Annotated in this window: 23 protein-coding genes and 2 pseudogenes; 17 read left to right on the top strand and 8 right to left on the bottom strand. The window is 73.2% G+C overall.

The window, feature by feature from the left end:
• Positions 1-37 precede the first annotated feature (37 nt).
• Positions 38-1,789, bottom strand: coding sequence for a protein phosphatase 2C domain-containing protein (locus tag ACWDBE_RS35830; protein WP_449810028.1), 1,752 nt, complete (start codon positions 1,787-1,789; stop codon positions 38-40).
• A gap of 386 nt (positions 1,790-2,175) precedes the next feature.
• Between ACWDBE_RS35830 and ACWDBE_RS35825 the strand changes: the two genes are divergently transcribed.
• The 4 genes from ACWDBE_RS35825 to pth all read left to right on the top strand — a co-directional run bounded on the left by ACWDBE_RS35825 (position 2,176) and on the right by pth (position 4,958).
• The gene (locus tag ACWDBE_RS35825) at positions 2,176-2,643 is read left to right on the top strand and encodes a hypothetical protein (RefSeq protein ID WP_449792830.1); all 468 of its coding nucleotides are present in this window, start codon (positions 2,176-2,178) and stop codon (positions 2,641-2,643) included.
• A gap of 100 nt (positions 2,644-2,743) precedes the next feature.
• Positions 2,744-3,409 carry a DUF3105 domain-containing protein gene (locus ACWDBE_RS35820; RefSeq protein ID WP_449810027.1) on the top strand — a complete coding sequence of 222 codons (666 nt, stop codon included), beginning with the start codon at positions 2,744-2,746 and terminating at the stop codon, positions 3,407-3,409.
• Positions 3,406-4,140, top strand: a complete 735-nt coding sequence (locus ACWDBE_RS35815; RefSeq protein ID WP_449810026.1) for a DUF305 domain-containing protein — start codon at positions 3,406-3,408, stop codon at positions 4,138-4,140. The genes ACWDBE_RS35820 and ACWDBE_RS35815 overlap by 4 nt, the downstream gene beginning before the upstream one ends.
• A gap of 230 nt (positions 4,141-4,370) precedes the next feature.
• The gene (pth, locus tag ACWDBE_RS35810; protein WP_449810025.1) at positions 4,371-4,958 is read left to right on the top strand and encodes an aminoacyl-tRNA hydrolase; all 588 of its coding nucleotides are present in this window, start codon (positions 4,371-4,373) and stop codon (positions 4,956-4,958) included.
• A gap of 80 nt (positions 4,959-5,038) precedes the next feature.
• On the opposite strand, the gene ACWDBE_RS35805 is transcribed toward pth, so the two are convergent.
• Positions 5,039-6,598, bottom strand: a complete 1,560-nt coding sequence (locus tag ACWDBE_RS35805) for an MFS transporter (RefSeq protein ID WP_449810024.1) — start codon at positions 6,596-6,598, stop codon at positions 5,039-5,041.
• A gap of 227 nt (positions 6,599-6,825) precedes the next feature.
• Between ACWDBE_RS35805 and ACWDBE_RS35800 the strand changes: the two genes are divergently transcribed.
• Together ACWDBE_RS35800 and ACWDBE_RS35795 are read left to right on the top strand one after the other, a co-directional pair.
• On the top strand, positions 6,826-7,344 hold the full coding sequence (locus ACWDBE_RS35800) for a MarR family winged helix-turn-helix transcriptional regulator (protein WP_449792825.1): 519 nt from the start codon (positions 6,826-6,828) through the stop codon (positions 7,342-7,344).
• Between the two features lie 43 nt (positions 7,345-7,387).
• Positions 7,388-7,897 (top strand): GNAT family N-acetyltransferase, encoded by a 510-nt coding sequence (locus tag ACWDBE_RS35795; RefSeq protein ID WP_449810023.1) that lies wholly within the window; start codon positions 7,388-7,390, stop codon positions 7,895-7,897.
• Between the two features lie 70 nt (positions 7,898-7,967).
• Here the strand turns inward: ACWDBE_RS35795 and ACWDBE_RS35790 are convergent, their stop codons facing one another.
• Positions 7,968-8,477 (bottom strand): methylated-DNA--[protein]-cysteine S-methyltransferase, encoded by a 510-nt coding sequence (locus ACWDBE_RS35790; protein ID WP_449792823.1) that lies wholly within the window; start codon positions 8,475-8,477, stop codon positions 7,968-7,970.
• Positions 8,474-10,129, bottom strand: coding sequence for a DNA-3-methyladenine glycosylase 2 family protein (locus ACWDBE_RS35785; RefSeq protein ID WP_449810022.1), 1,656 nt, complete (start codon positions 10,127-10,129; stop codon positions 8,474-8,476). The genes ACWDBE_RS35790 and ACWDBE_RS35785 overlap by 4 nt, the downstream gene beginning before the upstream one ends.
• Positions 10,130-10,421: 292 nt before the next feature.
• Between ACWDBE_RS35785 and ACWDBE_RS35780 the strand changes: the two genes are divergently transcribed.
• Positions 10,422-10,880 (top strand): ASCH domain-containing protein, encoded by a 459-nt coding sequence (locus ACWDBE_RS35780; protein WP_392869073.1) that lies wholly within the window; start codon positions 10,422-10,424, stop codon positions 10,878-10,880.
• A 63-nt stretch (positions 10,881-10,943) separates the two neighbouring features.
• Here ACWDBE_RS35780 and rsgA read toward each other — a convergent pair whose 3' ends face one another.
• On the bottom strand, positions 10,944-12,008 hold the full coding sequence (rsgA, locus tag ACWDBE_RS35775; protein WP_449792821.1) for a ribosome small subunit-dependent GTPase A: 1,065 nt from the start codon (positions 12,006-12,008) through the stop codon (positions 10,944-10,946).
• A gap of 242 nt (positions 12,009-12,250) precedes the next feature.
• Here rsgA and ACWDBE_RS35770 point away from each other — a divergent pair, with 242 nt between their 5' ends.
• From ACWDBE_RS35770 to ACWDBE_RS35760, 3 genes are all read left to right on the top strand, one after another.
• Complete coding sequence (locus ACWDBE_RS35770) at positions 12,251-12,796, top strand: DUF6879 family protein (protein ID WP_449792846.1); 546 nt, start codon at positions 12,251-12,253, stop codon at positions 12,794-12,796.
• A gap of 294 nt (positions 12,797-13,090) precedes the next feature.
• On the top strand, positions 13,091-13,933 hold the full coding sequence (locus ACWDBE_RS35765; RefSeq protein WP_449792820.1) for a hypothetical protein: 843 nt from the start codon (positions 13,091-13,093) through the stop codon (positions 13,931-13,933).
• Entirely contained in the window at positions 13,893-14,159 is a 267-nt protein-coding gene (locus ACWDBE_RS35760; protein WP_449792819.1) for a helix-turn-helix domain-containing protein, read from the top strand. Before ACWDBE_RS35765 ends, ACWDBE_RS35760 begins: the two co-directional genes overlap by 41 nt.
• Before the next feature lie 36 nt (positions 14,160-14,195).
• Here ACWDBE_RS35760 and ACWDBE_RS35755 read toward each other — a convergent pair.
• Positions 14,196-14,501, bottom strand: a pseudogene (locus tag ACWDBE_RS35755) (transposase); the annotation flags it as partial.
• Positions 14,502-14,940: 439 nt separating this feature from the next.
• Positions 14,941-16,110, bottom strand: a complete 1,170-nt coding sequence (locus ACWDBE_RS35750; protein ID WP_449810021.1) for a cytochrome c oxidase assembly protein — start codon at positions 16,108-16,110, stop codon at positions 14,941-14,943.
• A 302-nt stretch (positions 16,111-16,412) separates the two neighbouring features.
• Here ACWDBE_RS35750 and ACWDBE_RS35745 point away from each other — a divergent pair, with 302 nt between their 5' ends.
• Positions 16,413-18,074, top strand: coding sequence for an FtsW/RodA/SpoVE family cell cycle protein (locus ACWDBE_RS35745; RefSeq protein ID WP_449810020.1), 1,662 nt, complete (start codon positions 16,413-16,415; stop codon positions 18,072-18,074).
• 70 nt (positions 18,075-18,144) lie between these two features.
• Here the strand turns inward: ACWDBE_RS35745 and ACWDBE_RS35740 are convergent, their stop codons facing one another.
• Positions 18,145-19,524: a YihY/virulence factor BrkB family protein gene (locus tag ACWDBE_RS35740; RefSeq protein WP_449810019.1), complete on the bottom strand. Its 1,380-nt coding sequence runs from the start codon at positions 19,522-19,524 to the stop codon at positions 18,145-18,147.
• A gap of 177 nt (positions 19,525-19,701) precedes the next feature.
• Here ACWDBE_RS35740 and ACWDBE_RS35735 point away from each other — a divergent pair, with 177 nt between their 5' ends.
• The 6 genes and pseudogenes from ACWDBE_RS35735 to ACWDBE_RS35710 all read left to right on the top strand — a co-directional run.
• Positions 19,702-19,785 carry a putative leader peptide gene (locus ACWDBE_RS35735; RefSeq protein WP_318264789.1) on the top strand — a complete coding sequence of 28 codons (84 nt, stop codon included), beginning with the start codon at positions 19,702-19,704 and terminating at the stop codon, positions 19,783-19,785.
• A 199-nt stretch (positions 19,786-19,984) separates the two neighbouring features.
• Positions 19,985-21,709: a nitrite/sulfite reductase gene (locus tag ACWDBE_RS35730; protein WP_449810018.1), complete on the top strand. Its 1,725-nt coding sequence runs from the start codon at positions 19,985-19,987 to the stop codon at positions 21,707-21,709.
• Positions 21,706-21,888, top strand: a complete 183-nt coding sequence (locus ACWDBE_RS35725; RefSeq protein WP_392869085.1) for a hypothetical protein — start codon at positions 21,706-21,708, stop codon at positions 21,886-21,888. Before ACWDBE_RS35730 ends, ACWDBE_RS35725 begins: the two co-directional genes overlap by 4 nt.
• Entirely contained in the window at positions 21,869-22,570 is a 702-nt protein-coding gene (locus tag ACWDBE_RS35720) for a phosphoadenylyl-sulfate reductase (protein WP_449792814.1), read from the top strand. Before ACWDBE_RS35725 ends, ACWDBE_RS35720 begins: the two co-directional genes overlap by 20 nt.
• 60 nt (positions 22,571-22,630) lie before the next feature.
• A complete protein-coding gene (gene cysC / locus ACWDBE_RS35715) occupies positions 22,631-23,212 on the top strand; it encodes an adenylyl-sulfate kinase (protein ID WP_449810040.1) in 582 nt (193 codons plus the stop codon).
• Positions 23,209-23,363: pseudogene (locus tag ACWDBE_RS35710) on the top strand (sulfate adenylyltransferase subunit CysD); the annotation flags it as partial. The gene cysC and the pseudogene ACWDBE_RS35710, both read left to right, overlap by 4 nt.

The following is a 23,363-nucleotide window of genomic DNA, read 5'->3' as shown; positions in this document are numbered from 1 at the left end:
TCCGATCCTGGCTGTTCCGGCCCTGGCCGGTGCGGTGTCACTCGGTCCAGACGGCGGCGGCCGTGCGGTCGTCGGCGTAGCCCTTGGCACGGACCTGCACCTGGCGGAGGAAGTCGACGGTGCCCGGGGGGTGGGGGTGCGTCCAGTGGGTGGACAGGAAGTGGGCGACGGCCGGCTCGTCGGCGACCGGGCGGGCGAGACCCGGGGTGCAGAGGAGCAGGATGTCGCCCGGTGTCGCGGGGACGAGCCGGAACCGGAACGGACGCGGGCCGGGCACCGGGGCCTCCGGCACCGGCGGCTGACCGTCCGGATGGTGCAGCAGGCGGGCCGCGTACGCGTCGATCCAGTGGCCGGAGCGCAGCAGGTAGAGCCCGCCCGGGCCGACACCGAAGGCCGCGCGGTAGGCGGCCCCCGGGTCCAGTGACACCAGCAGGCAGTGCAGCGAGGCCGGGGACGGCGTCTCCTCCGGCCGGGGCGCCAGGGCGCGCAGCGGGGCGGCCGCGCCGGTGGCCAGCCGCTGGAGGCCGTAGCGGAGCCGGTCGCGGGCGCCGTCACGCAGGTCGGCGGCCAGGCCGGCCCGGCTGCGCCCGATCGCGGCGGCGAGCTGGTGGCACGCCTCGCCGGTGGCGGCCGCGACCGCCTCCGGGGCGGGCGCCTCGTCCTCCGCGCCGCCGCCCGTACGGTCGAAGCCGCCGAGGACGGCGAGCAGCAGGCCGTCGGGGCCCTCGCCGAACCGGGTGACCAGCAGGGCGTCGCGTCGCGGCTCGCCCCGGTAGCGCGCGGAGTCGCCCCGGACGGAGGCGGCGCGCAGCACGGTGGAGCCGTACTGGGCGCCGTCCAGCACGGTGTCCGGTACGAGGGCGTGCAGGGCGCCCGGATCCGCCTCGGGTACGGCGGTCGGCTCGGGCCCGTACGTCGGGGGGCGTTCGCCGACGTGCGGGACGGCGGCGCCGCCGTCGGCGAGCGGTGCGCGGACGGCCAGGCGGGGATCGAGGACGGCCTGGGCCGCGGGTTCCGGATCGGGCTCGGGGGTGTGGGCGGTTTCGGGGGCCTCGGGCTCTGGTGCGGGATCCGGTTCGGGGGTGCGCTCCGGCTCGGGTTCCGGCTCGGGGGTGGGCGGCGGGGTGGGCTTCTCCAACGAGACCGGGTCCGAGACGGGTACGGCCGTGGGCTCCGGGGCTGGTTCGGCTGCCGATGCCGGCTCAGGGACGGGCGCGGGCTCCGATGTGGGCGCGGCCTTCGGTGCGGGCTCGGGTTCAGGGACCGGCGCGGCCTTCGGTGCGGGCGCGACCTTCGGTGCGGGCGCGGCCTTCGGTGCGGGCGCGGGTTCAGGGACCGGCGCGGGCTCCGGTGCGGGCGCGGCCTTCGGTGTGTCGTCGGCGAAGGCGGGGGCCGGGAACCGGTGGGTCTCCGTGGAGGTCCGCTGTCGCCCGATCCCCGCCGATCCGCCGCCGATCACGCCGACCGCCGTGTCGAACCAGTCGTCGATGCTGTCCCGGGTGTCCGAGCCCGCCGGGGCGTCGGGTTCCGCGGAAGGCTCCACCACAGCCTCGGCAGCCGACCCCGACGCCGAGGCCGACCCCGACGCCGGCTCCGGCTCCGGCTCCGGCTCCGCCGACCGCTGCTGACCGATGAGCCCGACCGCCGTGTCGAACCAGTCGTCCACGCTGCCGTCGCCGGGGTCGGCGTGCGGGGTGTCCGGAAGGGTGCCCGCCGGACCGTCGTAGACGGCGTCCCACCAGCCGTCGTCCGGCCGGTGCGGCTCTGCGGGTGCACCCTGCTTGCTCATCTGGCGGCTCCTGGTCGTTCCGTGGTCGCGCCGCCCCGGCGGGCCGGGCTGACGACATTGTTCTCCACCCGCGAGGACCCTGTCCGGGTTTCGACGACAACCGGTCACCCACCGGAAAGTCCCGGCCCCCGCGCTCACCAGCCGGTTCGCCGGACCGCACCGGGTGCGTCACCGGTTCGTCCGCTTCCGTTCCGTCCGTGCTTGCCGGATGTGTCCGGAGCAGGGCGTTTCCTGGTCATCCGGGCGCTCGGGCCGCCGAAAATGGGGGCTGATGGGGGGCATCGCATCACTCGTTCGGCTGATTAAATGTGCGCATGACCGCGTCGGCCCCCAGTTCGCCCCGACCGGGGAGGGCCGCATCCGCGGGCCGCCCGGCGGGTGGGCTGTTGGTCCTGCTGCTCGTCACCCTGTTGACACTGCTGCCCTGCGCGGGCCAGTCGAAGGCGGCGGACGGCTCCGGCCATCCGGCCCCGCCCCGGGCCCCGGTCAGCGCCGTCACCGTGGTCAGCGTGGTCAGCGTCCAGGTCGCCACCGGGCAGACCTCCTACACCGGCCGCGCCGCGAAGGTCACCAAGTCCGCGAAGCCCTCGGACCACCACCGGACGGCCGAGGAGCAGGGGCACTGGATCCTCTGCACCGCCGGCGGCGAGCCGCCGCGCAACAACGGCTGCTCCAGCCACCCGTTCTGCCCGCAGGACGCCCAGCTGCCGAACCCGCCGCCGCAACCGCAGCCCGCCGTGTCACCCCTGACCCCGGCCGCGCCCGAGGCGCCGCCCCGGGTGGTGCCCGCCGGTCTGCTGGACGGCGCACACCCTGTTCCCGACCTGCACGAACTCCAGGTCCACCGGTCCTGAGTGGAACCCACCGCCGGCGCGCCGCCGGCGGATCCGCCCTTCCTCTCACTCCAGCTGACCGCCGCCACCGACCGGTGCGGCGGGGACAAGGACGACCACCATGGGTTCCGCCTCCAAGCAGTCCAACAAGCCCGGCGGCAAGCAGGACGGCCTCGACCGCCGCGCCCGGATCGCCGAGCTGCGCGCCGCCGAGCAGCGCCGCGACCGCCGCAACAAGATCGTCGCCTCGGTGGCGGCCGGTGTGCTGGTGGTCGGTGCGATCGCCACCGGCACCTGGATCGTCATGGACCAGAACCAGAAGAAGAAGGACAAGGAGGTCGCCGCCAACGCGGACATCCCGGGCGTGAAGACCTTCGGCGAGCTGAGCCGCACCCACGTCAAGGACAAGGTCACCTACCCGATGACCCCGCCGGTCGGCGGCGACCACAACGCGATCTGGGCGGACTGCATGGCCCACGTCTACGAGCAGCCGCTCGAGAACGAGCGCGCCGTCCACTCGCTGGAGCACGGCGCGGTCTGGGTGACGTACAACGGCAAGGCCACCCCGGACGACCTCAAGATCCTCTCCGACAAGGTCAAGAAGACCCCGTACTCGATGATGAGCCCGTACCCGGACGAGCAGGGCACGATCACCCTGAACGCCTGGAGCACCCAGCTGATCGTGGACAGCGCCACCGACCCGCGGGTGGAGGAGTTCTTCACCAAGTACGTCCAGGGCAAGCAGACCCAGGAGCCGGGCGCCTCCTGCACCATGGGGCAGATGTGACCGCCGCCGACGCCGGCCGCCCCGACGCGTCCGCCCCCGCAACGGCAGCGGCCACGGCGGACGCCGTCGAGGAGGGCGGGGCCCCGCGCCGCCGCCGCATGTGGTGGCCGGCCGCGCTGGCCGCCGCCGTGGCGCTGGCGCTCGGGGTGCCGGCCCTGGTGGCGAGCGGGACCTCCGCGTCCGGCTCGTCCACGCTGTCCGTCCCCGCGGACGACTCCCCGGAGGCCGGGTTCGCCCGCGACATGGCGACCCACCACCAGCAGGCGGTGGACCTGTCGTTCGTCGTCCGGGACCGCACCGCCGACGAGCCGACCCGCACCCTGGCCTTCGACATCATCAACACCCAGGCCAACCAGCGCGGGATGATGACGGGCTGGCTGGACCAGTGGGGGCTGTCCCAGCACTCGACCGCCACGCCGATGGCGTGGATGAAGATGGGCCACGACTACCAGGCCCACGACGGTTCGCTGATGCCCGGCATGGCCACCAACACCCAGATCGCGAAGCTGCGCACACTCAGCGGGCGGGACGCCGAGGTGTTCTACCTCCAGCTGATGATCGAGCACCACAAGGGCGGCGTCGAGATGGCCCAGGGCTACGTCGACAAGGCCCGGAACGATGCCGAGAAGCGGCTCGCGCAGACGATGGTGGTCGCCCAGACCTCCGAGCTCCAGCTGATGACCGACATGCTCAAGGAGCGCGACGCCGAACCCGGCGTGCCCGCCTCCTGAGCGGTCGTCCACGGGGCGCGCTCCCTGCGTGTTCCGCGTGTTCGGCATGCGCTGCGATTGCCGTGTGTGCCGTGTGTGCCGTGTGCCGCGCATGCCGTGTGTGCTGCACGTGCGACGTGTTCCGTGCGCTTCCCGGACGGCCGGAGCGCGGCGGGAACGGTCCCGTACCGTCCCCGCCGCGCTCCGGCCGTCCGCCGTCCTTCCCCCCACACCCTCCGGAGACTCCCCGCATGACCCCCGACGACCCCTGGCTGATCGCCGGACTGGGCAACCCCGGCCCGTGGTTCCGGCTCACCCGGCACAACGCGGGCTTCCTCGCCGTGGACCGGCTGGCCGAGCGCCACGGCGCCCGGTTCCGCCGCCGCGGCATCGCCACCCGGGTGGCCGAGATCGACGTCGACGGCCACCGGGTGCTGCTGGCCAAGCCGCTGTGGTCCATCAACCTGTCCGGGCGCCCGGTGGCCGCGCTGCTGCGCCGCCACGGCGTCCCGGTCGAGCGGCTCGTCGTGGTGCAGGACGACCTGGACTTCCCGTTCGGCTCCGCCCGGCTCAAGCGCGCCGGCGGACCCGGCGGCCACAACGGCGTGCGCTCGGTCGGCGAGGTGCTCGGCACCCGGGACTTCGTCCGCCTGCGGTTCGGAATCGGCCGTCCGCCGAAGGGCCAGAGCGTCGGGGACTTCGTGCTGAAGAAGTTCTCGGAGGATGAACTGGCCGCCCTGCCTCACGAGTTGGACCGCTGCGCGGACGCCCTGGAGACCCTGGTGCGGCGCGGCCTGAACCGGGCCCAGGACATCCTGAACGCCCGTACGGACGCCTAGCCGGCTGGTTCTGCCGGCTCGCCTCGGGGCGCTCCGGCGTGATTCGCTGGGCTCAGGTCGCTGGGCGTGGTCCGCGGGGCTCAGGAGCGGGCGGGCCGGGTGAGCAGCGCGGCGGCGGCCGCGGCGGCGGCGAGGACGAAGAGCACCGTCCGCCCACCGGACTCGGCGCCCGCCAGATGGACACCGAGGACGGAAAGCGCCATGCCGAGCGCCGTGCCGAGGCTGCGGGCCATGTTCACCATGCCGCCGCCGACCGCCGAGCACTGCGCCGGGATCGCCCGCATCACCAGGGCGTTGTTGGCGGGCAGCAACAGGCCCAGCCCGTAGCCGGCGGCCGGCAGCGGGAGCGCCGACACGTCCGAGGCCGGCAGCAGGGCGAACAGCACCAGTCCGCCGGCCGCGAGCAGCGCACCGGCGCGGCACCTGGTCACGTCCGACCAGCCTCGGGGCAGCAGCCCGCCGCCGACCGTCGCGGCGAACGCGAACGCGGCGGGCAGCAGGGTGACCACCAGGCCCGCGCGTGCCGTCGACACCCCCGCGCCGGTGAGCAGCACCGGGCCCAGCACCAGCGGGCAGAACAGCAGCAGGTAGCCGATCAGCGCCACCACCAGACCGGAACGCACACCCGGGGTGTTGAGCAGTCCGGGCGCCAGGATCGGCCGGGCGGCGCGCCGCTCCTGGCGCACCAGGGCCAGGGCCAGCACGGCGGAGACGAGCAGCAGGGCGGCCGCCGCCCAGCCGGGCAGGGGCAGGCCGGAGGCGGTGGACAGGGCGAGCAGCAGTGAAGTGGTCGCCCCGGTGAGCAGCAGCATGCCGGGCAGGTCGAAGCGGGCGGCGGGCTCTCGGGGGTCGCGGGATTCGCCGGCCTTTCGGATCTCCCGGGTCTCCCGGGTCTCCCGGGTCTCCCGGGTCTCCCGGGTCTCCCGGGTCTCCCGGGTCTCCCGGGGATCGGTCCGGCGGGGGCCCGGCACGGTGGTGGGGGCGCCGGTGGGGAGGTGGGCCGGGGCGTCGGCCGTCCGGGTGCGGGGCAGCAGGTACCAGCCCGCCAGGAGGCCGAACACCGCGATCGGCACGTTGACCCAGAACACCCAGCGCCACGAGGCGTGTTCGACCAGCAGCCCGCCGAGGCTCGGCCCGAGCGCCAGGCCGAGGCCCTGGGCGGAGGCCTGGATGCCGAGCGCGCGCCGCATCGCGTGCCCGGGGACGCCGCGCGCGACCAGGGCGACGCTGTTGGCCTGCATCATCGCGGCGCCGACCGCCTGGACGGCGCGGCAGCCGACCAGCACCCAGAGGCTGCCGGCGAATCCGGCGCCGAGGGAGGAGAGGCCGAAGACCGCGAAACCGCCGATGTACATCGTCTTGCGGCCGACCCGGTCGGACAGCCAGCCGATCGGGGCCAGCAGGGCGACCAGGACCAGCAGGTAGGCCAGGGCGACCCACTCGACGGCGGCGAAGCCCGCGTCGAAGTGGCGGCCGAGCGCGGGGAAGACCAGGGCGATGACGCTGGCGTCGAGCTGGCCGAGGAAGGCGCCGAGGCAGACCGTGCCGACGGCGAGCCAGTGGGCGTGGCGCCAGCCGGCTATACCGCGCGGCCGGGGCCGCTCGGTGAGCAGCCGCGAGGCAAGGGCGGTGGCGTTCATAGGCCGAATATATCGGATACAGATATGTTCGTGCTACGAGCAGATCGCTCTGCGACAGGACCCTCCCGCGGTACGGACCGTGTGGTGGGGACTGTGCGGTACGGGCAGTGCCGGACGGCGCCCGGCGGACACCTGCCGAGAAGCCCGCACAGAGCCGCGACCCGGCGCGCGCACGGGACCCGAACCGGCCGCAGAACCGCCCCGCACCAGGCGATACGCTGTCCGCCATGCCGTCGTCACCACACGTTCCCGACCCCGCCACCGGAAGCCCCGACCCGGCGGTCGAGCACGCCCGACAGCTGACCGACACCGTCACCCGGCTGCGCCGCGCGCTGCGCAGCAGCATCCGCACCGACTACCCGTGGGAGTCCCTGCCGATGGCGCAGGTCGAACTCCTCCAGACGCTGGCCGCCGCTCCGCTGCGGGTCGGCGAGCTGGCCGCGCGGCAGCGTCTCGCCCCCAACACCGTCAGCGGGCTGGTCGGGAAGCTGCTCGACGCCGGGTTCGTGGACCGCCAGGCCGACCCCGGCGACCGCCGGACCGCCCGCATCGCCCTCACCCCGGCCGGACGCCGGCAGCTGGACGACTGGCAGCACGCCCACGAGCGCCGGATCGCCGCCGCGCTCGACACCCTCGACCCGACCGACCGCGCGGCGGTCGTCGACGCCCTGCCCGCGCTGGACCAGCTCGCCCGCGCCCTCGCCCAGCCGGGCGCCGGGGCCGAGCAGGCGCCCGCGGCCGGGTGAAAACCGATGGTCGCCGGGACTCGCCCGGCGTTACCGTCCCCGCGTGACCACCGCAGAGGTACGGATCGAACCCTGGGCGGACGGCGACCTCGCGTTGCTGCGCCGGATCAACACGCCGGAGATGAAGAAGCACGTCGGCGGGCCGGAGAGCGAGGAGCAACTGCTCGTACGGCACCGGCGCTACCTGGACTTCGTCCCGTCCGGGCTCGGCTGCATGTACCGGATCGTGCTGCTGCCCGAGGGCGAGGCGGTCGGGTCGGTCGGCTACGGCACCCGGACGTGGGAGGGCCGGACCGTCCACGAGATGGGGTGGAACGTGCTGCCCGGCCATCAGGGCCGGGGCATCGCCGTCGCCGCCACCCGCGCGGCGGTCGCGGCCGCCCGCCGCGAGGCAGCCCACCCGCACCTGCACGCGTTCCCGTCGGTGGACAACCCGGCCTCCAACGCGGTCTGCGCGAAGGCCGGGTTCACTCTGCTCGGCGAGACGGACTTCGAGTTCCCGCCCGGGCGGTTCATGCGCAGCAACAACTGGCGGGTGGAGCTGAGGAGTTGAGCGATCCGGCTGGAATCTCGGGCTGAACGCTCAAGCTGAGTGCTCCGGTTGAGCGCCCGGGCCCCGGTGGTCAGAACAGGGTGCCGCTCTCCAGGTCCAGCAGCCAGCGCTTGCGGTCCACGCCGGCGGCGAAGCCGGTGAGCGCCCCGCCGGCGCCGAGCACCCGGTGGCAGGGGCGGACGACCAGCAGCGGGTTGGCGCCCACCGCGCCGCCGACCGCCCGGACCATGCGCGGCTCCTGCCCCGCCAGCACGGCGAGTTCGCCGTAGGTGACGGTCTTGCCGTACGGGATCTCGTCCAGCGCGGCCCAGATCCTGCGGCGGAACTCGGTGCCCTCGGGCGCGAGCGGGAGGTCGAAGCCCATGCGCTTGCCGGCGAAGTAGTCGGTCAGCTGGGCCACCGGCTCGGCGAGCGCCTCCGGGTCGAGCACCCAGTCGTCGGCGGGCTCGGCCAGCGCGTACTTCTGGCCGGGCGCGGTGACGGTGGCCAGCGCGGCCGGGCCGCCGTCCTCCGGCAGCACCCCGCTGAGCAGCAGCCGACCGAAGGGGCTCTCCATGGTGGTGTAGACGGTGGTGCTCATGCTCGTTCGTTCTCCGTTCCGGTGCTGGTGGCGCTGATGCCGGTGGCGCTGGTGCTGATGCTGATGCCGCTGCTCGCGGCGGCGGTGCCGGCGGGAGCGGTGCCGGCGGGGCCCGTGCCGGCGGGACCGGCCCACAGCCGGTGGACGGCGTAGGACCGCCACGGCGCCCAGGCCTCGGCGGCGCGGGCGGCGGACTTCGGGTCCCCGGCGGCGCCGAGGCGGAGCAGGCCGTGCTTGACGCCCACGTCGCTCGGGAGGAAGACGTCCGGGTCGGCCAGGGCCCGCATCCGCAGGTAGCCGACCGTCCAGGGGCCGATGCCGGGCAGAGCCAGCAGACCGGCCGCGGCATCCTCCCGGTCGACCCCGCTGTCGAGCCGGACCACGCCCTCGGCCAGCGCGGCGCACAGGCCGGTGAGCGCGCGGCGGCGGGCGGCGGGCATCGCGAAGTCCTCGGGGTCGGCGGTGGCCAGGGCCGCCGCGGTCGGGAAGAGCAGGCGCAGACCGCCGCTGGGCTCGGGCAGCGGGGTGCCGTACTTCTCGGCGAGCCGCCCCGCCAGGGTACGGGCGGCGACGACGCTGATCTGCTGGCCGAGGACGGCGCGGACGGCGAGCTCGTGCGGGTCCACGTGGCCGGGCGAGCGCAGACCGAGGCGCTCGCGGACCAGCGGGCCGAGCAGCGGGTCCGCGCCGAGCTGCTCGTCGACCGCGAGCGGGTCGGCGTCCAGGTCGAAGAGGATGCGCAGGCGCTGGACGGCGGTCGGCAGGTCGCGCAGGTCGGCCAGCAGCAGGCGGCAGTCGAGCCAGCCGCGGGTGGGCGGCTCGCCCGGCGCCAGGCCCTCGACCTCGGCGATGCCGTGGCCGTACGGGAGCGCGAGGGTGCGGCGGTACACGCGCACGCCGGGGCGCGCGCCGGGGACGACCTCCTCCACGCCGGGGACGGCGCGCAGGGCGAGGAAGTCGATCAGGTGCTCGCTGTCGAGCGCACCGCGGTAGGCGAGGCGCAGGGTGAGGCCGCCGGCCGGGGTCGCGCCGCGGCGGCCGGCGGCGACCTCGGCGCGCAGGCCGCTGGGGGTGCGGTCGTAGACCTCGCGCACGGTGTCGTTGAACTGGCGGACGGAAGCGAAGCCGGCCGCGAACGCGACGTCGGTGACGGGCAGTTCGGTGGTCTGGAGTAGGAGGCGGGCGGTCTGCGCGCGGCGGGCTCGGGCCAGCGCGATGGGGCCGGCACCAAGCTCGGCGGTCAGCTGGCGCTGCACCTGGCGGGCGCTGTAGCCGAGGCGGCCGGCCAGGCCGTCGACGCCCTCGCGGTCCACCACGCCGTCGCCGATCAGACGCATCGCACGGCCGACCAGGTCGGCGCGGTGGTTCCACTCGGGCGAGCCCGGCACGGAGTCGGGGCGGCAGCGCCGGCAGGCGCGGAATCCTGCGCCCTGGGCGGCCGCGGCACTGGGGTAGAAGACACAGTTGACGCGCTTGGGAGTCACGGCGGGGCAGCTCGGACGGCAGTAGATGCCGGTGGTGGTGACCGCCGTGAAGAAGACCCCGTCGAAGCGGGAGTCACGGCTGTCCACGGCTCGGTACCGGATGTCGTCGTCGATCACGCTGTCCAGTTTGCGGCACTGGGTGGGGGGTGACTGGCGGAAATCGGACATTGCCGTTGATCGCCACTTCGGGGGCCCTCCCCCTCCCCCACCCCACCCCTCCCGCCCCGCCACCCGCCACCCGCCACCCGCCACCCGCCACCCGATGGGGCCATAACCCACGGCCCACGGCCATGGCCCCACGACTCACGGCCCACAGCCCCACAGCCCCATAGCCCACGAGCCCACCACCACCGGCTCCCGGCCCACTGGACCCACCAGCCACCGGCTCCCAGCCGGCGGCCTCGGCCGCCGGGCCCGAAATTCGCGAGCCCATAGGCCGTCCCGCCGCTACCCTCGCGCCATGAGTGAGCAGCAGTCCTACACCGGTCCGGACGACCCGCGCGTCGTCGCCCTGCCTCCGGCCGAGTTCGCGTTCCCCGGCCCGCTGCGGGACCAGCTGGTCGCCGCGATCCTCGACGGCGCCAAGACCAGCACCACCGGCCTGGTCGCCGACTACGAGCACGAGGGCGAACCCCTGCCGCTGCCCGGTGAGTGCGCCGCGGTCCTCGACTCGGACGGCCGCAGGGTCGCCGTGATCGAGACCACGGACGTCCGAGTGGTCCCGCTCGCGGAGGTCGACCTCCAGCACGCCCTGGACGAGGGCGAGGGATGCACCAGCGTGGCCGAGTGGCGCGCGGCCCACGAGGAGTTCTGGAGCAGCCCGGAGCTGCTCGACGCCCTCGACGACCCGGAGTTCACCGTGGACGACACCACTCCTGTGGTCCTGCAGCGCTTCCGGCTGACGGCCGACCTCCGCTGAGCCGGGCGGGCCCGGCGGAGGCCGGCCGGCGGCCGTTGCGCGGCGGCCGGCCCGCGCCGGGGGTCAGCGCTTCACCGAACCTCCCGCGGCTCGCATCGACTTGCTGATCGTCTTCCACTTCTTCAGCCTCGTCTTGGCCACCCGGGCGTCCGAGCGCGAGGCGATCCACTCGTTCTCGCGCTGGAGCTTGAGGTAGCTGTCCATCCGGCGCTGCGGCAGGGTGCCGTCGGCCAGCGCCGCCTGCACCGCGCAGCCGGGCTCGGTGTGGTGGCCGCAGTCGTGGAAGCGGCACTCCTCGGCCAGCTCGGCTATGTCGGCGAAGGCCAGGTCCACGCCCTCGCCACCGTAGAGGCCGACCTCGCGCAGCCCGGGGGTGTCGATCAGCACGCCGCCGCCGGGCAGCGGGATCAGCTCGCGGGTGGTCGTGGTGTGGCGGCCCTTCTGGTCGACCGCGCGGGCCTCCTGGACCGTCATCACGTCGATGCCGACGAGCGCGTTGGTGAGCGTGGACTTGCCGACGCCGGACTGGCCGATCACCGCGGTGGTGCCGGGGGTGCAGGCGCGGAGCACGTCCATGCCCTCGCCGGTTTCGGCGCTCACCACGATCACCGTGACTCCGGGGGCGACCGCCTCGACGTCGGACCGGATGAAGTCGGCGTCGTCGACGAGGTCGGCCTTGGTGAGGACGACCAGCGGGTCGGCGCCGGACTCCCAGGCCAGGGCGAGGAAGCGCTCGATCCGCCCGAGGTCGGGGTCGGTGGCGAGCGAGGAGGCGATCAGCACGGTGTCGACGTTGGCGGCCAGCACCTGGCCGTCGGAGCGCTTGCCGGCCACCTTGCGGATGATCGCGGTGGAGCGCGGCATCAGAGCGGCGACGGAGGCCATCGGCTGGGCGTGCAGGTCGACCGCCGCCCAGTCGCCCGTGCACGGGCAGTTGATCATGTCGGCGTCGCCCACCGGCCGGGTGTCGAACCGGACGGTGCGCAACTCACCCGTCTCCGGGTCGGCGATGACGGCGTCGCACTGGCCGCGGTCGACCCGGACGATCCGGGCCGGGAGCAGCCCGGCCTCGCCGAACGGAGTGAACAGCTCCGCGAGCTCGGGCGTCCAGCCGTAGCCGGCCAGCACGGAGGCGTCAGCGGAGGACGACGGCGACGAGGAAGAGAGAGAAGAGAACGACGGAACGGAGGCAGCGTTGAACAACGCAGTGGCCCTTCGGGAGGAGATGGTCCCGGCGGGCTACGGCTGGCGTGAAGGGCTCAGCCGGCGGCCGGGGAAAGGAGGTGAACGCGAGTGCTGCCCTGGGCAGCTATCGGGGCGACAACGACCACTGGGGTTCACCTCCTGCTCTCTACTCCTCGGGCGGCCCAATGGCCCCCGAACCGGATGTGTCACACGCTAGCGGGGCGGGGGATTTCGGCCAACCTATTTTTGACCTGCGGGGTGGACCGCCGGTTTGGGGGCGTCCATCCAGTCCATCGTGCCCTCCCGCTCGCGCAAACGTCCGCAAACTCGTAGTGGTCGGGCCGTTGCATGCTGCAAGCTCGGTCCAACTACCTCATCCGGGGGGAAGGTGCTGGACGAGGAGCGTCGGGCGCAGCTCAAGCTGCCCGGCCACGGAACTCCTCACTCAGTGCCAGGAGTCAGCGCTGCATCTTGAGATGCGCAACGGGTACATGCGGGACGACCCCATGTTCCTCGCCTGGCAGGCCGGCCACCGTGACGACCCTGCGGACCGTGCGTCGTGGTGGCGCCCGTGGCTGGAGTTGATCCGCCGGACCGTTGACCGCGGTGTCGCTGTCCGCCGGGCCCGGATCGTCTCCGAGCCGGTGAGCGAGTACATCCGCTTCGAGCACGACATCACCTTGAGTCCAAGTGCTCGCGCGAGCAATCGTCCAGAGTTGTGGTCTGGGTGACGTGCGACCAGGCAACGGCGGCCGGCTTTGTGACCGATTCGTAGGCGGTGTAGAGGGCCAGTCGGCTGCCGGGCGACGGTTGCGACAGGCGACCGCCATGCCGATGGATCGTGCGGCCTGCCAGGTGGCTCCTCTGGCTGGTCACGCGCGGGCACCACGGGCCCTGCGCGTCCGGGTGCGAACGAGCCGGTCCGAGATACGCGTACGGACCCATCTGTTGCGGTTATCGATAAACGATATTATCGTTTATCGATGTAGCCGGGCTTCCGCCACGGCTCGACATCGGAGGGAACCGTGAGCACAACCGACCGCCAGCCCACCCCTGGCAGCGAAAACACGTCAGCAGACAAGGAGGCCACGGCCAAGGACGCCCTCGGCGGCCTGGCGATTCTGGTCCTCCTCGGCGCAGTGGCTGTCGGCCTTCACTTCCTGAGGGACAGGCTCGGAGATCTGGTCGACGGGGGCTCAGTGATCGTCCCGGTGGCGTTGTGTCTTGCCGCGCTCGGCAACACACTCGCCAAGCGGACGCGCAGAGAGGCGTCCGGACTGTTCCGCATGCTGCTGGGCGCGGCCATCGCCGCCTCCGCGGTCGGCGCCGCGGTCGCGCTCGTCACGGGCAGCACTCTCCGCCGTTTCGTGACGGACCGAACCTTCGGTCTCGTCGAGGTACGGGCCAAGGTCAGTGAGAGCGCGATCGAACGGGCCGTACCCGGCCTCAACGGGCAGACCGCGGACATCACAGGCGGTGACGTGCTGGTGCGACTGTCGGATCCCGGCCTCGCCGAGTATGTGGCCGGCCGGCTGGCCATCGCCGGTCCACTGCTCGTCGTTCTCGCGGTCACCATCCCGCTGTACGCGCTCGCCCGTGCGATGAAGGCGGGCGACCCGTTCCATGCCCGGATTCCCCGCCGCCTGCGCCAGGCGGGCGTGATCGCCGCATTCGGCGGAACAGCCGTACAGTTCCTTACCTATGGGTGCCACATTTTCCTGGTCGGCGAGGCTCGGAGCGGCGCGGATCTGACAGTCCCGCTGGAGATCTCGTTCATGCCACTGCTGGGAGGTCTCGTGCTCTTCGCGCTGGCCGAAGCGTTCGACCATGGCAGCAAGCTCCGCGACGATGTGGAAGGGCTGGTCTGATATGGGTTCCGGCCAGGACGAGCCGCACCGCATCGAGGTGCACCTTGACGCCGTGCTGGCCGAGCGCGGGATGACCCTCACCGAGCTGGCCGAGCGTGTGGGCATCACCATCGCCAACCTGTCGATCCTGAAGAACGGCCGAGCCAAGGCGGTTCGCTTCTCTACCCTGGCGGCCATTTGCGAGGTGCTGGACTGTCAGCCTGGGGATCTGCTCAGTTACCGTTGAGCAGTTGTCAAGATTTGCAGTACGGGTGACTGACGGTCAGGCGACGGCGGCCTCGGGGCACTCGACGAGGTGACCGTTCTCGAACCGCGCGCCGGCGCGCACGAGGGCCACGAGGTGGGGTGCGGTGACCGCGCGCCAGCGGGCCTGCGACGACTCTGCCAGCTTGAACACCATTGCCGGCGCCGCGGCCGGACTCCCCGCGCCGCGGGTGACCTTCGTTCGAAGCTTCACAGTTGAAAAGGTTGATTCAATGGGGTTTGTCGTGCGCAGGTGGACCCAATGCTCCGCGGGGAAGTCATAGAAAGCCAGGAGTTCGTCGACGTCGTCGGCAATCTTCGCGATGTCGACGGTGCGCACGCTGCGATCGGGCTGCCGGGCCCGGCCCCGGTACGCATCTTCACCCCCCAGGCCCTCGGCAGCGACGGCGGGAAGCTCCCCAAGTCCCTGCTTCGTGAGGCTGGCCCCGGTAGCGATAACCCCTCGGGCTGGCTCCTTGATCCCCTCTCCTGGCCCGGGACGCACTCCGACTACGTGGATGCGCTCGCCGCCGGAACCGCCCTGTCCGCATCCTCGGCACCGGCATCACCGACCCGTGGGGCAAAGCACCTGAGACCTTCGCCCGCGCCGTCGTCCAGATCCAGGAGGCAACGGCCCTCTTCTACACCCCGTGACCGGTGCTCCCTCCCCCTCCAGCCCCGCTTCGGCGGGGCTTTTCCCTCTATGTGCGGAAACGTGGCGAGGGGGTGCCGGGGAGGACTCAGCGGGCCAAAATTGGCCCGCCCTATCCTCTTCCGTACCGGTGCTTGAGGTTCGGGTCGTCCAGCCACCACGGCCGCATCCCCGTCTCCTCTTCCTCCGGCTGCCCCGCCGCCCGTGCCCGCGCGGCCGCCGCCGCGAAGCGGGCGTCCAGTTCGGCGTCCACCGCCTCGGTCTCCTCCCGCCCCTGCACGACCATCCGCCGCACCAGCGCGGCCAGGAACGGCAGCCCGACCAGGTCCCCCAGCACCCAGAACGCGTTGCCGCCCCAGGTCTGGTCCTGTGCCAGGCTCGGCCCCCACGGCCGCCCGAGCGCCACGTAGTGGTGCTCGGCGACCAGGTGCCCGCCGTAGATCAGCACGATCCCGAGTCCCGCGTCGAAGATCACCTCGGCGAAGGTGATGAACAGCCCGACCAGGTGCGGGTACTCGTGCCCGACCGGGTCGATCTGCAGGCGCGGCCAGAAGTACGCGAGGCCCAGCAGCACCAGCGCCAGGTGCAGCACCGTGTTCCCGAGCCCGCTGGACACCGACCACTCGTACCAGGGCGTGAAGTAGAGCAGCCACGGCGGCGCCATCAGCAGCGCCGTGGAGACCGCCGGGAACATCAGCACCTTGGACGGGCGGCTGCGCAGCGCCCGCAGGAGGCGTTCCCGCCGGGTCGCCGGCGCCGACTCGACCAGCAGCGAGACCGGCGCGCCGAGCGCGAGCAGCAGCGGGACGACCATGAGCAGCAGGACGACCTGCACGGCCCGGTCGGTGAAGAGGATCCGGTCGTACACGCCGAGGCCGGAGCAGGTGCACCAGATCCACAGCAGCAGCCCGCCGAGGAACGCCGCGGTACGGGTGGGCTGCCAGCGCCCGCCACCGGCCCCGGTCCCCGGCCGCCCGCCACCGCGCCGCGCACCGCCGTCCCGGTCCCCGCCGCCCCCCGCGACCGCCTCCCCGGCCGCCCGTTCCCCGGCCGCCCGTTCCCCGGCCGCCCGGCCGACCCTGCGCACCGCCGCCAGGTACCAGACGGCGAGCAGCACCGACAGCGTGAGCACCAGCGGCTCCACCGTCCAGGACGTCGCCAGGTCGGACCACCGCCACGGCGGCGGCCCGCTGTAGGCGAGCACCGAAGCGGGGCCGCCCACCGGGCCGCCCGCCAGGCCACCCGCCAGGCCGCTCGCCGCGCCGTCCACCACTGCGTCCATCCGCCCGCTCACCTCGCTCGTCCCGGCGGCCCCGCCCGGTCGGCAACCCCGGGTCGGCCGCCCCGGCACCGGGGCACCCCGGCGCCCGGCCATGATGTCCGTGCGCGGCCGCCCCGCCGCATCCGGGGCCCGCCTCTATACCCGGGCCTGAACAAGGCTTTACCCGGCCCCAACAAAGCTTTGCCCAGGCAAAGTCCTGTCCTCCTGCCGCTTCTTCCGGCAACCGCGGCGAAGACACAAACGTCTGGCAGGATGCGCCGTCGGCGAGACCCGCCACGTGCTCGACAAGGGGATGACAAGAGGTGCGAACGACTGCACGCGGCGACGGCCGCCGCCTCGCGGCGCGCCACCGCAACATCGAACTGGGCCTGCTGACCCTCGCGGTGGCCGTCTGCCTGGCGGGACACATCGACGCCGACCTGGCGCTCACCGGCCGGATGCCGCCCGGGCTGCTGGTGCACGGCCTGTCGCTGGGCGCGCTGGCCGGGGTGGCCCATCTGGCGGTGCGCAGGTTCGCCCCGTACGCCGATCCGCTGATCCTGCCGCTGGGCGTCTTCCTGACCGGTTTCGGGCTGGTGCTGCTGGACCGGCTGGACTTCAGTTACAAGGCCGCGCACGCCGCGAAGGGCGACTACCAGAAGATCCCGGCCGCGCCGTCCCAGCTGATGTGGGTGTTCGTCTCGGTGGCGGTGGCGCTCGCGCTGATCGTCCTCGTCAAGCACCACCGTTTCTTCCAGCGTTACGTCTACCTGCTGATGGCGGGTGCGCTGGTCCTGCTGGCCGCGCCGGTGCTCTCCCCGGGCGACAGCTTCGGCGCCAAGCGCTGGATCCGGCTGTTCGGACTCTCCTTCGAGCCGGACGAGTTCGTGAAGGTCGCGATCACGATCTTCTTCGCGGGGTACCTGATGGCCTCCCGGGACGCGCTGGCGCTGGCCGGGCGGAAGCTCTGGGGGCTGACCCTGCCGCGCGGACGGCACGCCGGCCCGGTGCTGGCGATCTGGGTGGTCAGCCTGCTGGTGCTGATCTTCGAACGCGACCTGGGCACCTCGCTGATCTTCTTCGGCGTCTTCATCGTGATGCTGTACGTCGCGACCGAGCGCACCAGCTGGGTGGTGCTCGGCCTGCTGATGGCGGTCGGCGGCGCGGCGGTGGTCGGCACCGTGGAGCCGCACGTGCACGGCCGCGTCGAGGCCTGGCTGCACCCGCTCGACTACTACAAGCCGGTGCACGACCAGGCGATCTCCGAGCAGCCCGCCGAGGCGCTGTTCAGCCTGGGCACCGGACACCTGACCGGGACCGGTCTGGGCTCGGGGCGGCCCTGGCTGATCGGCTTCGCCGGGCGCAGCGACTTCATCTTCACCACCATCGGCGAGGAGCTGGGCCTGGCCGGGGTGACCGCGGTGCTGCTGGTCTACGTGCTGCTGATCCAGCGCGGTCTGCGCACCGCGATCGGCCTGACCGACCCGTTCGGCAAGCTGCTGGCGACCGGCCTGTCGGCGGCGCTGGCGCTCCAGGTGTTCGTGGTGGTCGGCGGGGTGAGCGGGCTGGTGCCGCTGACCGGCAAGGCGCTGCCGTTCCTGGCCGCCGGCGGTTCGTCGCTGCTGGCGAACTGGCTGATGCTGGCGCTGCTGATCAAGCTGAGCGACTCCTCCGGTCGCACCGCGCTGGACCCGCACCGGCCCTCCCCGGAGCCGCTCCCGACCCAGCCCCAGGGCCGTACGGCGGAGGCGCTCGCGACCGACCCGTCACCCTACGACCCGTACGACCCGTCAGCCCAGAACCCGCCCGCCCAGAACCGGTCAGCCCCGACCCTGCCCGCCCAGAACCCGCCGGCCCAGGACCCCACGGACCCGGCGGCCCCGACCGGCCCGGTCCCCGCCGCCTACACCCCCGCCGCCCCGGCCGAGCCGCACCCCCGCCACGGCCTCCCGCCGGACCGGGCCTCCCCCCGGTCGGCCACCTGACCCACCGACGCGACAGGGCCTCCCCCGCACCCGCGGGAGAGGCCCTGCCCGTCTCCTGTCGTCCGCCCGCCTACCGCTGTTCCCACGGCGGCCGGGGCGGCCGCGGCGGGAACCCCGGCACCGGCCCCGGCTGCGAACCCGCCGCACCAGGCGCTCCCGGCTGCCCGCCCGGCTGCGGCCCCGGCACACCTCCCGGCGGCGGCCCCGCCGGCCGGTCGCTGTCCGGCGGCGGCGGTCCGGGCCGGTGGTGCGGCCCGCCGCGGGCGGTGAGCCGCCCGCGCACGTTGTCCGCGGCCAGCACGTCGGCCCACCGCTCGGGGTACTCGGAGGGCGCGTCGACGTCGTCGCCCTCGTCCTCGCCCCACTCCTCCTCGACGCCCTCGGCGAGCCCGAGTTCGCGGGCGCGCCGGGCCCGTTCGACGGCCCGCCGGGCAGCGACCTCGCGGACCACGGCGGCGGCCGCCTCCTCGTGGGCGCGCTCGTTCTCGGCGCGCGCGTCGGCGGTCTCCAGGGTGGGCCAGCGGCGGTCTATCGCGGCGTTCATCGCGGCGCCGATGAGCACCGCGAGCGCCACCACGAAGATCCACAGCAGGACGGCCACCGGCGCCGCCAGCGAGCCGTACACCGACGGGCCCTCGCCCGAGCGGCCCTCGATCGAGCTGACCAGGTAGACCCGCAGGCCGACGCTGCAGAAGACCAGCACCACCAAGGCGACCAGGGCGCCGGGGATGTCCTCGCGCCACGGGGTCGAGACCGGGACGGCCAGGTGGTAGAGGGTGGTCAGCGAGACGATCAGCAGCACGATCGCGACCGGCCAGTAGAGGGCGCCGACCAGCCCGGCCACCCCCGGCACGGCGTTCTCCACCAGCCCGGGCCCGGCCATCAGCAGCGGCAGCACCAGCGAGCCGATCACCAGGGCGCCGAAGTAGAGGCCGAGCGACATCAGCCGGGTCTTGACGATGCCCCGCTTGCCGTCGAGCCCGTACATGACGGTGATGGTGTCGATGAAGATGTAGAGGGCTCTGGAGCCGGACCACAGGGACAGCAGGAAGCCGATCGAGACGAGGTCGGGCCGGGCGGTGTCGAACACCTGGTTGAGCAGCGGGACCACGACGTCGTTGACGGAGGAGTCCGACAGCACCGTGCCGGAGGCCGAGACGATGTCGTGCTTGAGCCGCTCGATGGTCTCCGCGCCGAGGAACTGGTCGAGGTAGCCGAGGGTGCCGGCCAGGCCGAGCAGCAGCGGTGGGATCGACAGCAGGGTGAAGAAGGCCGCCTCCGCGGCGAGCCCGGTGACCCGGTACTCGACGCAGGTGTTGGTGGTGTCCTTCACCAGGTCCCACGCCGTGCGGTACCAGGTGGCCTGTTTGGCCGCGCGCCGGGAGCCCTTGCCCCGGCGTCGGGAGGGCCGCTCGGCGTTCGGTCTGCTCGTATCGCCTGCTGCTTGCACAGGGCCAACCGTATCGGGCCGGGGCCGCGCGGTTGATCTCCCCGGGGCGGGGACGTGTGGCCGGGCGTCCGGGCGGGGAGCGGCGGGAACATCCGGGTGTCCCACATGACGGAACATCAGCGTCCATTATTCGGATGTTAGTGGACCGCGAGTCCCGCGCCGTGCGAATCTCTTGCCATGTCTAGCGCCGGAACCACCTTGGTAGGTCGACTCCACGTCGATCTCCTTCGCGTGTCCAGCGCCATCTGTCCGGTGACCTGAGCCCAACGCCGCCCGCACCACCGCACCCGGCGTCGACCCTCTCCGCCATCCCCGCCGCAGCGGATGCGCAGGAGCCCGCCCGGTCCCGGTCACTGCCCTCAAGGCCTTGAGAAATCCGCAGGTCAGAGCAGCACCGCACGGCCGAGCACGCCCCGCGACCCATTCGGCGCCAGCGCCACCTGCCCCGAAGGACTTCACCATGGCCACCTCCCCCGAGACCGTCGAGCCCACGGCCGACCGCGCCGCCGAGCGCCGCCCCGCAGCGGCCCGCAAGGTGACCCGCCACCGCGGCGAGGGCCAGTGGGGCATGGGCCACCACACCCCCCTGAACGCCAACGAGCAGTTCAAGAAGGATGACGACGGTCTCAATGTGCGGACACGCATTGAGACGATCTACGCGCACCAGGGCTTCGGCTCGATCGACCCCGCCGACCTGCGCGGCCGGATGCGCTGGTGGGGGCTCTACACCCAGCGCAAGGAGGGCATCGACGGCGGCAAGACCGCGATCCTGGAACCGCACGAGCTGGATGCCGAGTTCTTCATGCTCCGGGTGCGCATCGACGGCGGCCGGCTGACCGTCCCCCAGCTGCGGGCGATCGCCGAGGTCTCCGAGGAGTACGCCCGCGGCACCGCCGACCTGACCGACCGCCAGAACATCCAGTACCACTGGATCCGGATCGAGGACGTCCCGGCGATCTGGCGGAAGCTGGAGGCCGTCGGCCTGTCCACCACCGAGGCCTGCGGTGACACCCCGCGCGTCATCCTCGGCTCCCCGGTGGCCGGCATCGCCGAGGACGAGATCATCGACGGCACGCCCGCGATCGAGGAGATCCAGCGCCGCTTCATCGGCAACCCGGACTTCTCCAACCTGCCGCGCAAGTTCAAGAGCGCCGTCTCCGGCTCCCCGCTGCTGGACGTCGCGCACGAGATCAACGACGTCTCCTTCGTCGGCGTGGTCCACCCCGAGCACGGGCCCGGCTTCGACCTGTGGGTCGGCGGCGGCCTGTCCACCAACCCCAAGCTGGGCGTGCGGCTGGGCGCGTGGGTCCCGCTGGACGAGGTGCCCGACGTCTACGGCGGCGTCATCGGCATCTTCCGCGACTACGGCTACCGGCGCCTGCGCAACCGTGCCCGGCTGAAGTTCCTGGTCGCCGACTGGGGCGTGGAGCGCTTCCGCCGGGTGCTGGAGGAGGAGTACCTCGGGCGCCCGCTGCTCGACGGCCCCGCCCCCGCCGAGCCCGCCGCCCGCTGGCGCGACCACGTCGGCGTCCACCGGCAGCGGGACGGCCGGTTCTACGTCGGCTTCGCGCCGCGCGTCGGCCGGGTCGACGGCAAACTGCTCGGCCGGATCGCCGACCTCGCCGCCGCCCACGGCAGCGACCGGGTGCGCACCACCGCCGAGCAGAAGATGCTCATCCTCGACATCGCCGAGGAGCACGTCGAGGCCGTGGTGGCCGGCCTGGAGGCGCTCGACCTGCGGGTCACCCCCTCGCCGTTCCGCCGCGGCACCATGGCCTGCACCGGCATCGAGTACTGCAAGCTCGCCATCGTCGAGACCAAGGAGCGCGGCCGCACGCTCATCGACGAGCTGGAGCAGCGCCTGCCGGACTTCGCCGAGCCGCTGACCATCAACATCAATGGCTGCCCGAACGCCTGCGCCCGCATCCAGGTCGCCGACATCGGCCTCAAGGGCCAGCTGGTCACCGACGAACACGGCAACCAGGTCGAGGGCTACCAGGTGCACCTCGGCGGCGCGCTCGGCCTGGAGGCCGGCTTCGGCCGCAAGGTCCGCGGCCTCAAGGTCACCAGCGCGGGCCTGCCCGACTACGTCGAACGGGTACTGACCCGCTACCAGGCCGACCGCACCGAGGGCGAGCGCTTCGCCCAGTGGGCGGCCCGGGCGACCGAGGAGCAGCTGTCGTGAGTGAACGAGCGGCCCCTTTCTTCTGCCCGTACTGCGGGGACGAGGACCTGCGCCCCTCCGAGGCCGGGCACGGCGCCTGGGAGTGCCACGGCTGCCGCCGCGCCTTCCAGTTGAAGTTCCTCGGCCTGCTGGCACCGACCGACCACGGGGGTACGTCCCATGAGCAGCACCGTTCCTGACCACGCGTCGGTCGCGGAGCGGGCCGGCCGCGAGCTGGAGGAGGCGAGCGCGCAGGAGGTCCTCCGGTGGGCCGCGGACACCTTCGGCCCGCGGTTCTGCGTCACCTCCTCGATGGAGGACGCGGTCGTCGCCCACCTGGCGTCCTCGGTGTTCCCCGGGGTGGACGTGGTGTTCCTGGACACCGGCTACCACTTCCCGGAGACCATCGGGACGCGGGACGCGGTGGCCGCGACGATGCCGGTCAACGTCATCACGCTCACCCCGCTGAAGACGGTGGCCGAGCAGGACGCCGAGCTGGGGCCGCACCTGCACGACCGCGACCCGGACCTGTGCTGCGCGCTGCGCAAGGTCGAGCCGCTCGACCGGGGCCTGGCCGGCTACGACGCCTGGGCGACCGGGCTGCGCCGCGACGAGTCGCCGACCCGGGCGAACACCCCGGTGGTGTCCTGGGACCCGAAGCGCCGCAAGGTCAAGATCGCGCCGATCGCCCGCTGGACCCAGGAGGACGTGGACGCCTACGTCGCCGCCAACGGCGTGCTGCTCAACCCGCTGCTGTGGGAGGGTTACACCTCGATCGGCTGCTCCCCGCTGTCCTGCACCCGCAAGCCCGGCGAGGGCGAGGACGCCCGGGCCGGCCGCTGGTCCGGCTCCGGCAAGACCGAGTGCGGCATCCACCTCTGACGAACCCGCCGGACGAACCGTCAACCACTGCGTAAGGAAGAACCCGTGACAGCTCACACCCTGGCCGCCGACGGAGCCGCAGAGGCGGCCCCTACGGCCGCACCCTGCGAGCGCGGCGCCACCGTGTGGCTGACCGGGCTGCCCAGCGCGGGCAAGACCACCCTCGCGTTCGCCCTCGCCGAGCGGCTGCGCGCCGAGGGGCACCGGGTGGAGGTCCTGGACGGCGACGAGATCCGCGAGTTCCTCTCCAAGGGCCTGGGCTTCTCCCGCGAGGACCGCCACACCAACGTCACCCGGATCGGCTTCGTCGCCGAGAAGCTGGCGGCGAACGGCGTCAAGGTGCTGGCCCCGGTGATCGCCCCGTTCGCGGACTCCCGCGCCGCGGTGCGCGAGCGCCACGCCGCGAACGGCACCGAGTTCCTGGAGGTGCACGTCGCCACCCCCGTCGAGCTGTGCGCCGAACGCGACGTCAAGGGCCTGTACGCGAAGCAGGCCGCCGGGGAGATCTCCGGCCTCACCGGGGTGGACGACCCGTACGAGGCGCCGCGGGACCCCGAGCTGCGCCTGCAGACCCGGGGCCGCGAGGTGGCCGAGTCCGCCGCCGAGCTGTACGTCTTCCTGACCGAGAGGGGCCTGGCATGACCACCGCGACGGACAGCCCGGTCCGGACCGACGACACCCCGTTCGCGCTGTCCCACCTGGACGCGCTGGAGGCCGAGTCGGTGCACGTCTTCCGCGAGGTCGCGGGGGAGTTCGAGCGCCCGGTGATCCTCTTCTCCGGCGGCAAGGACTC

It is taken from the genome of Kitasatospora sp. NPDC001132 (assembly GCF_053598415.1).
The sequence above is the reverse complement of the archived record's forward strand: the minus strand, read 5'-3'. Positions and strand labels throughout refer to the sequence as shown.

Excerpts from the sequence above, each read along its gene's own strand:
- ACWDBE_RS35750 (WP_449810021.1), bottom strand. The coding sequence starts at position 16,110 with ATGGACGCAGTGGTGGACGGCGCGGCGAGCGGCCTGGCGGGTGGCCTG.
- ACWDBE_RS35805 (WP_449810024.1), bottom strand. The coding sequence starts at position 6,598 with ATGAACGCCACCGCCCTTGCCTCGCGGCTGCTCACCGAGCGGCCCCGG.
- ACWDBE_RS35760 (WP_449792819.1), top strand. The coding sequence starts at position 13,893 with ATGGCAGCAAGCTCCGCGACGATGTGGAAGGGCTGGTCTGATATGGGT.
- ACWDBE_RS35820 (WP_449810027.1), top strand. The coding sequence starts at position 2,744 with ATGGGTTCCGCCTCCAAGCAGTCCAACAAGCCCGGCGGCAAGCAGGAC.
- ACWDBE_RS35830 (WP_449810028.1), bottom strand. The coding sequence starts at position 1,789 with ATGAGCAAGCAGGGTGCACCCGCAGAGCCGCACCGGCCGGACGACGGC.
- ACWDBE_RS35780 (WP_392869073.1), top strand. The coding sequence starts at position 10,422 with ATGAGTGAGCAGCAGTCCTACACCGGTCCGGACGACCCGCGCGTCGTC.
- ACWDBE_RS35730 (WP_449810018.1), top strand. The coding sequence starts at position 19,985 with ATGGCCACCTCCCCCGAGACCGTCGAGCCCACGGCCGACCGCGCCGCC.
- ACWDBE_RS35785 (WP_449810022.1), bottom strand. The coding sequence starts at position 10,129 with ATGTCCGATTTCCGCCAGTCACCCCCCACCCAGTGCCGCAAACTGGAC.
- pth (WP_449810025.1), top strand. The coding sequence starts at position 4,371 with ATGACCCCCGACGACCCCTGGCTGATCGCCGGACTGGGCAACCCCGGC.
- ACWDBE_RS35790 (WP_449792823.1), bottom strand. The coding sequence starts at position 8,477 with ATGAGCACCACCGTCTACACCACCATGGAGAGCCCCTTCGGTCGGCTG.
- ACWDBE_RS35770 (WP_449792846.1), top strand. The coding sequence starts at position 12,251 with ATGGCCCCCGAACCGGATGTGTCACACGCTAGCGGGGCGGGGGATTTC.
- ACWDBE_RS35735 (WP_318264789.1), top strand. The coding sequence starts at position 19,702 with ATGTCTAGCGCCGGAACCACCTTGGTAGGTCGACTCCACGTCGATCTC.
- ACWDBE_RS35800 (WP_449792825.1), top strand. The coding sequence starts at position 6,826 with ATGCCGTCGTCACCACACGTTCCCGACCCCGCCACCGGAAGCCCCGAC.
- ACWDBE_RS35720 (WP_449792814.1), top strand. The coding sequence starts at position 21,869 with ATGAGCAGCACCGTTCCTGACCACGCGTCGGTCGCGGAGCGGGCCGGC.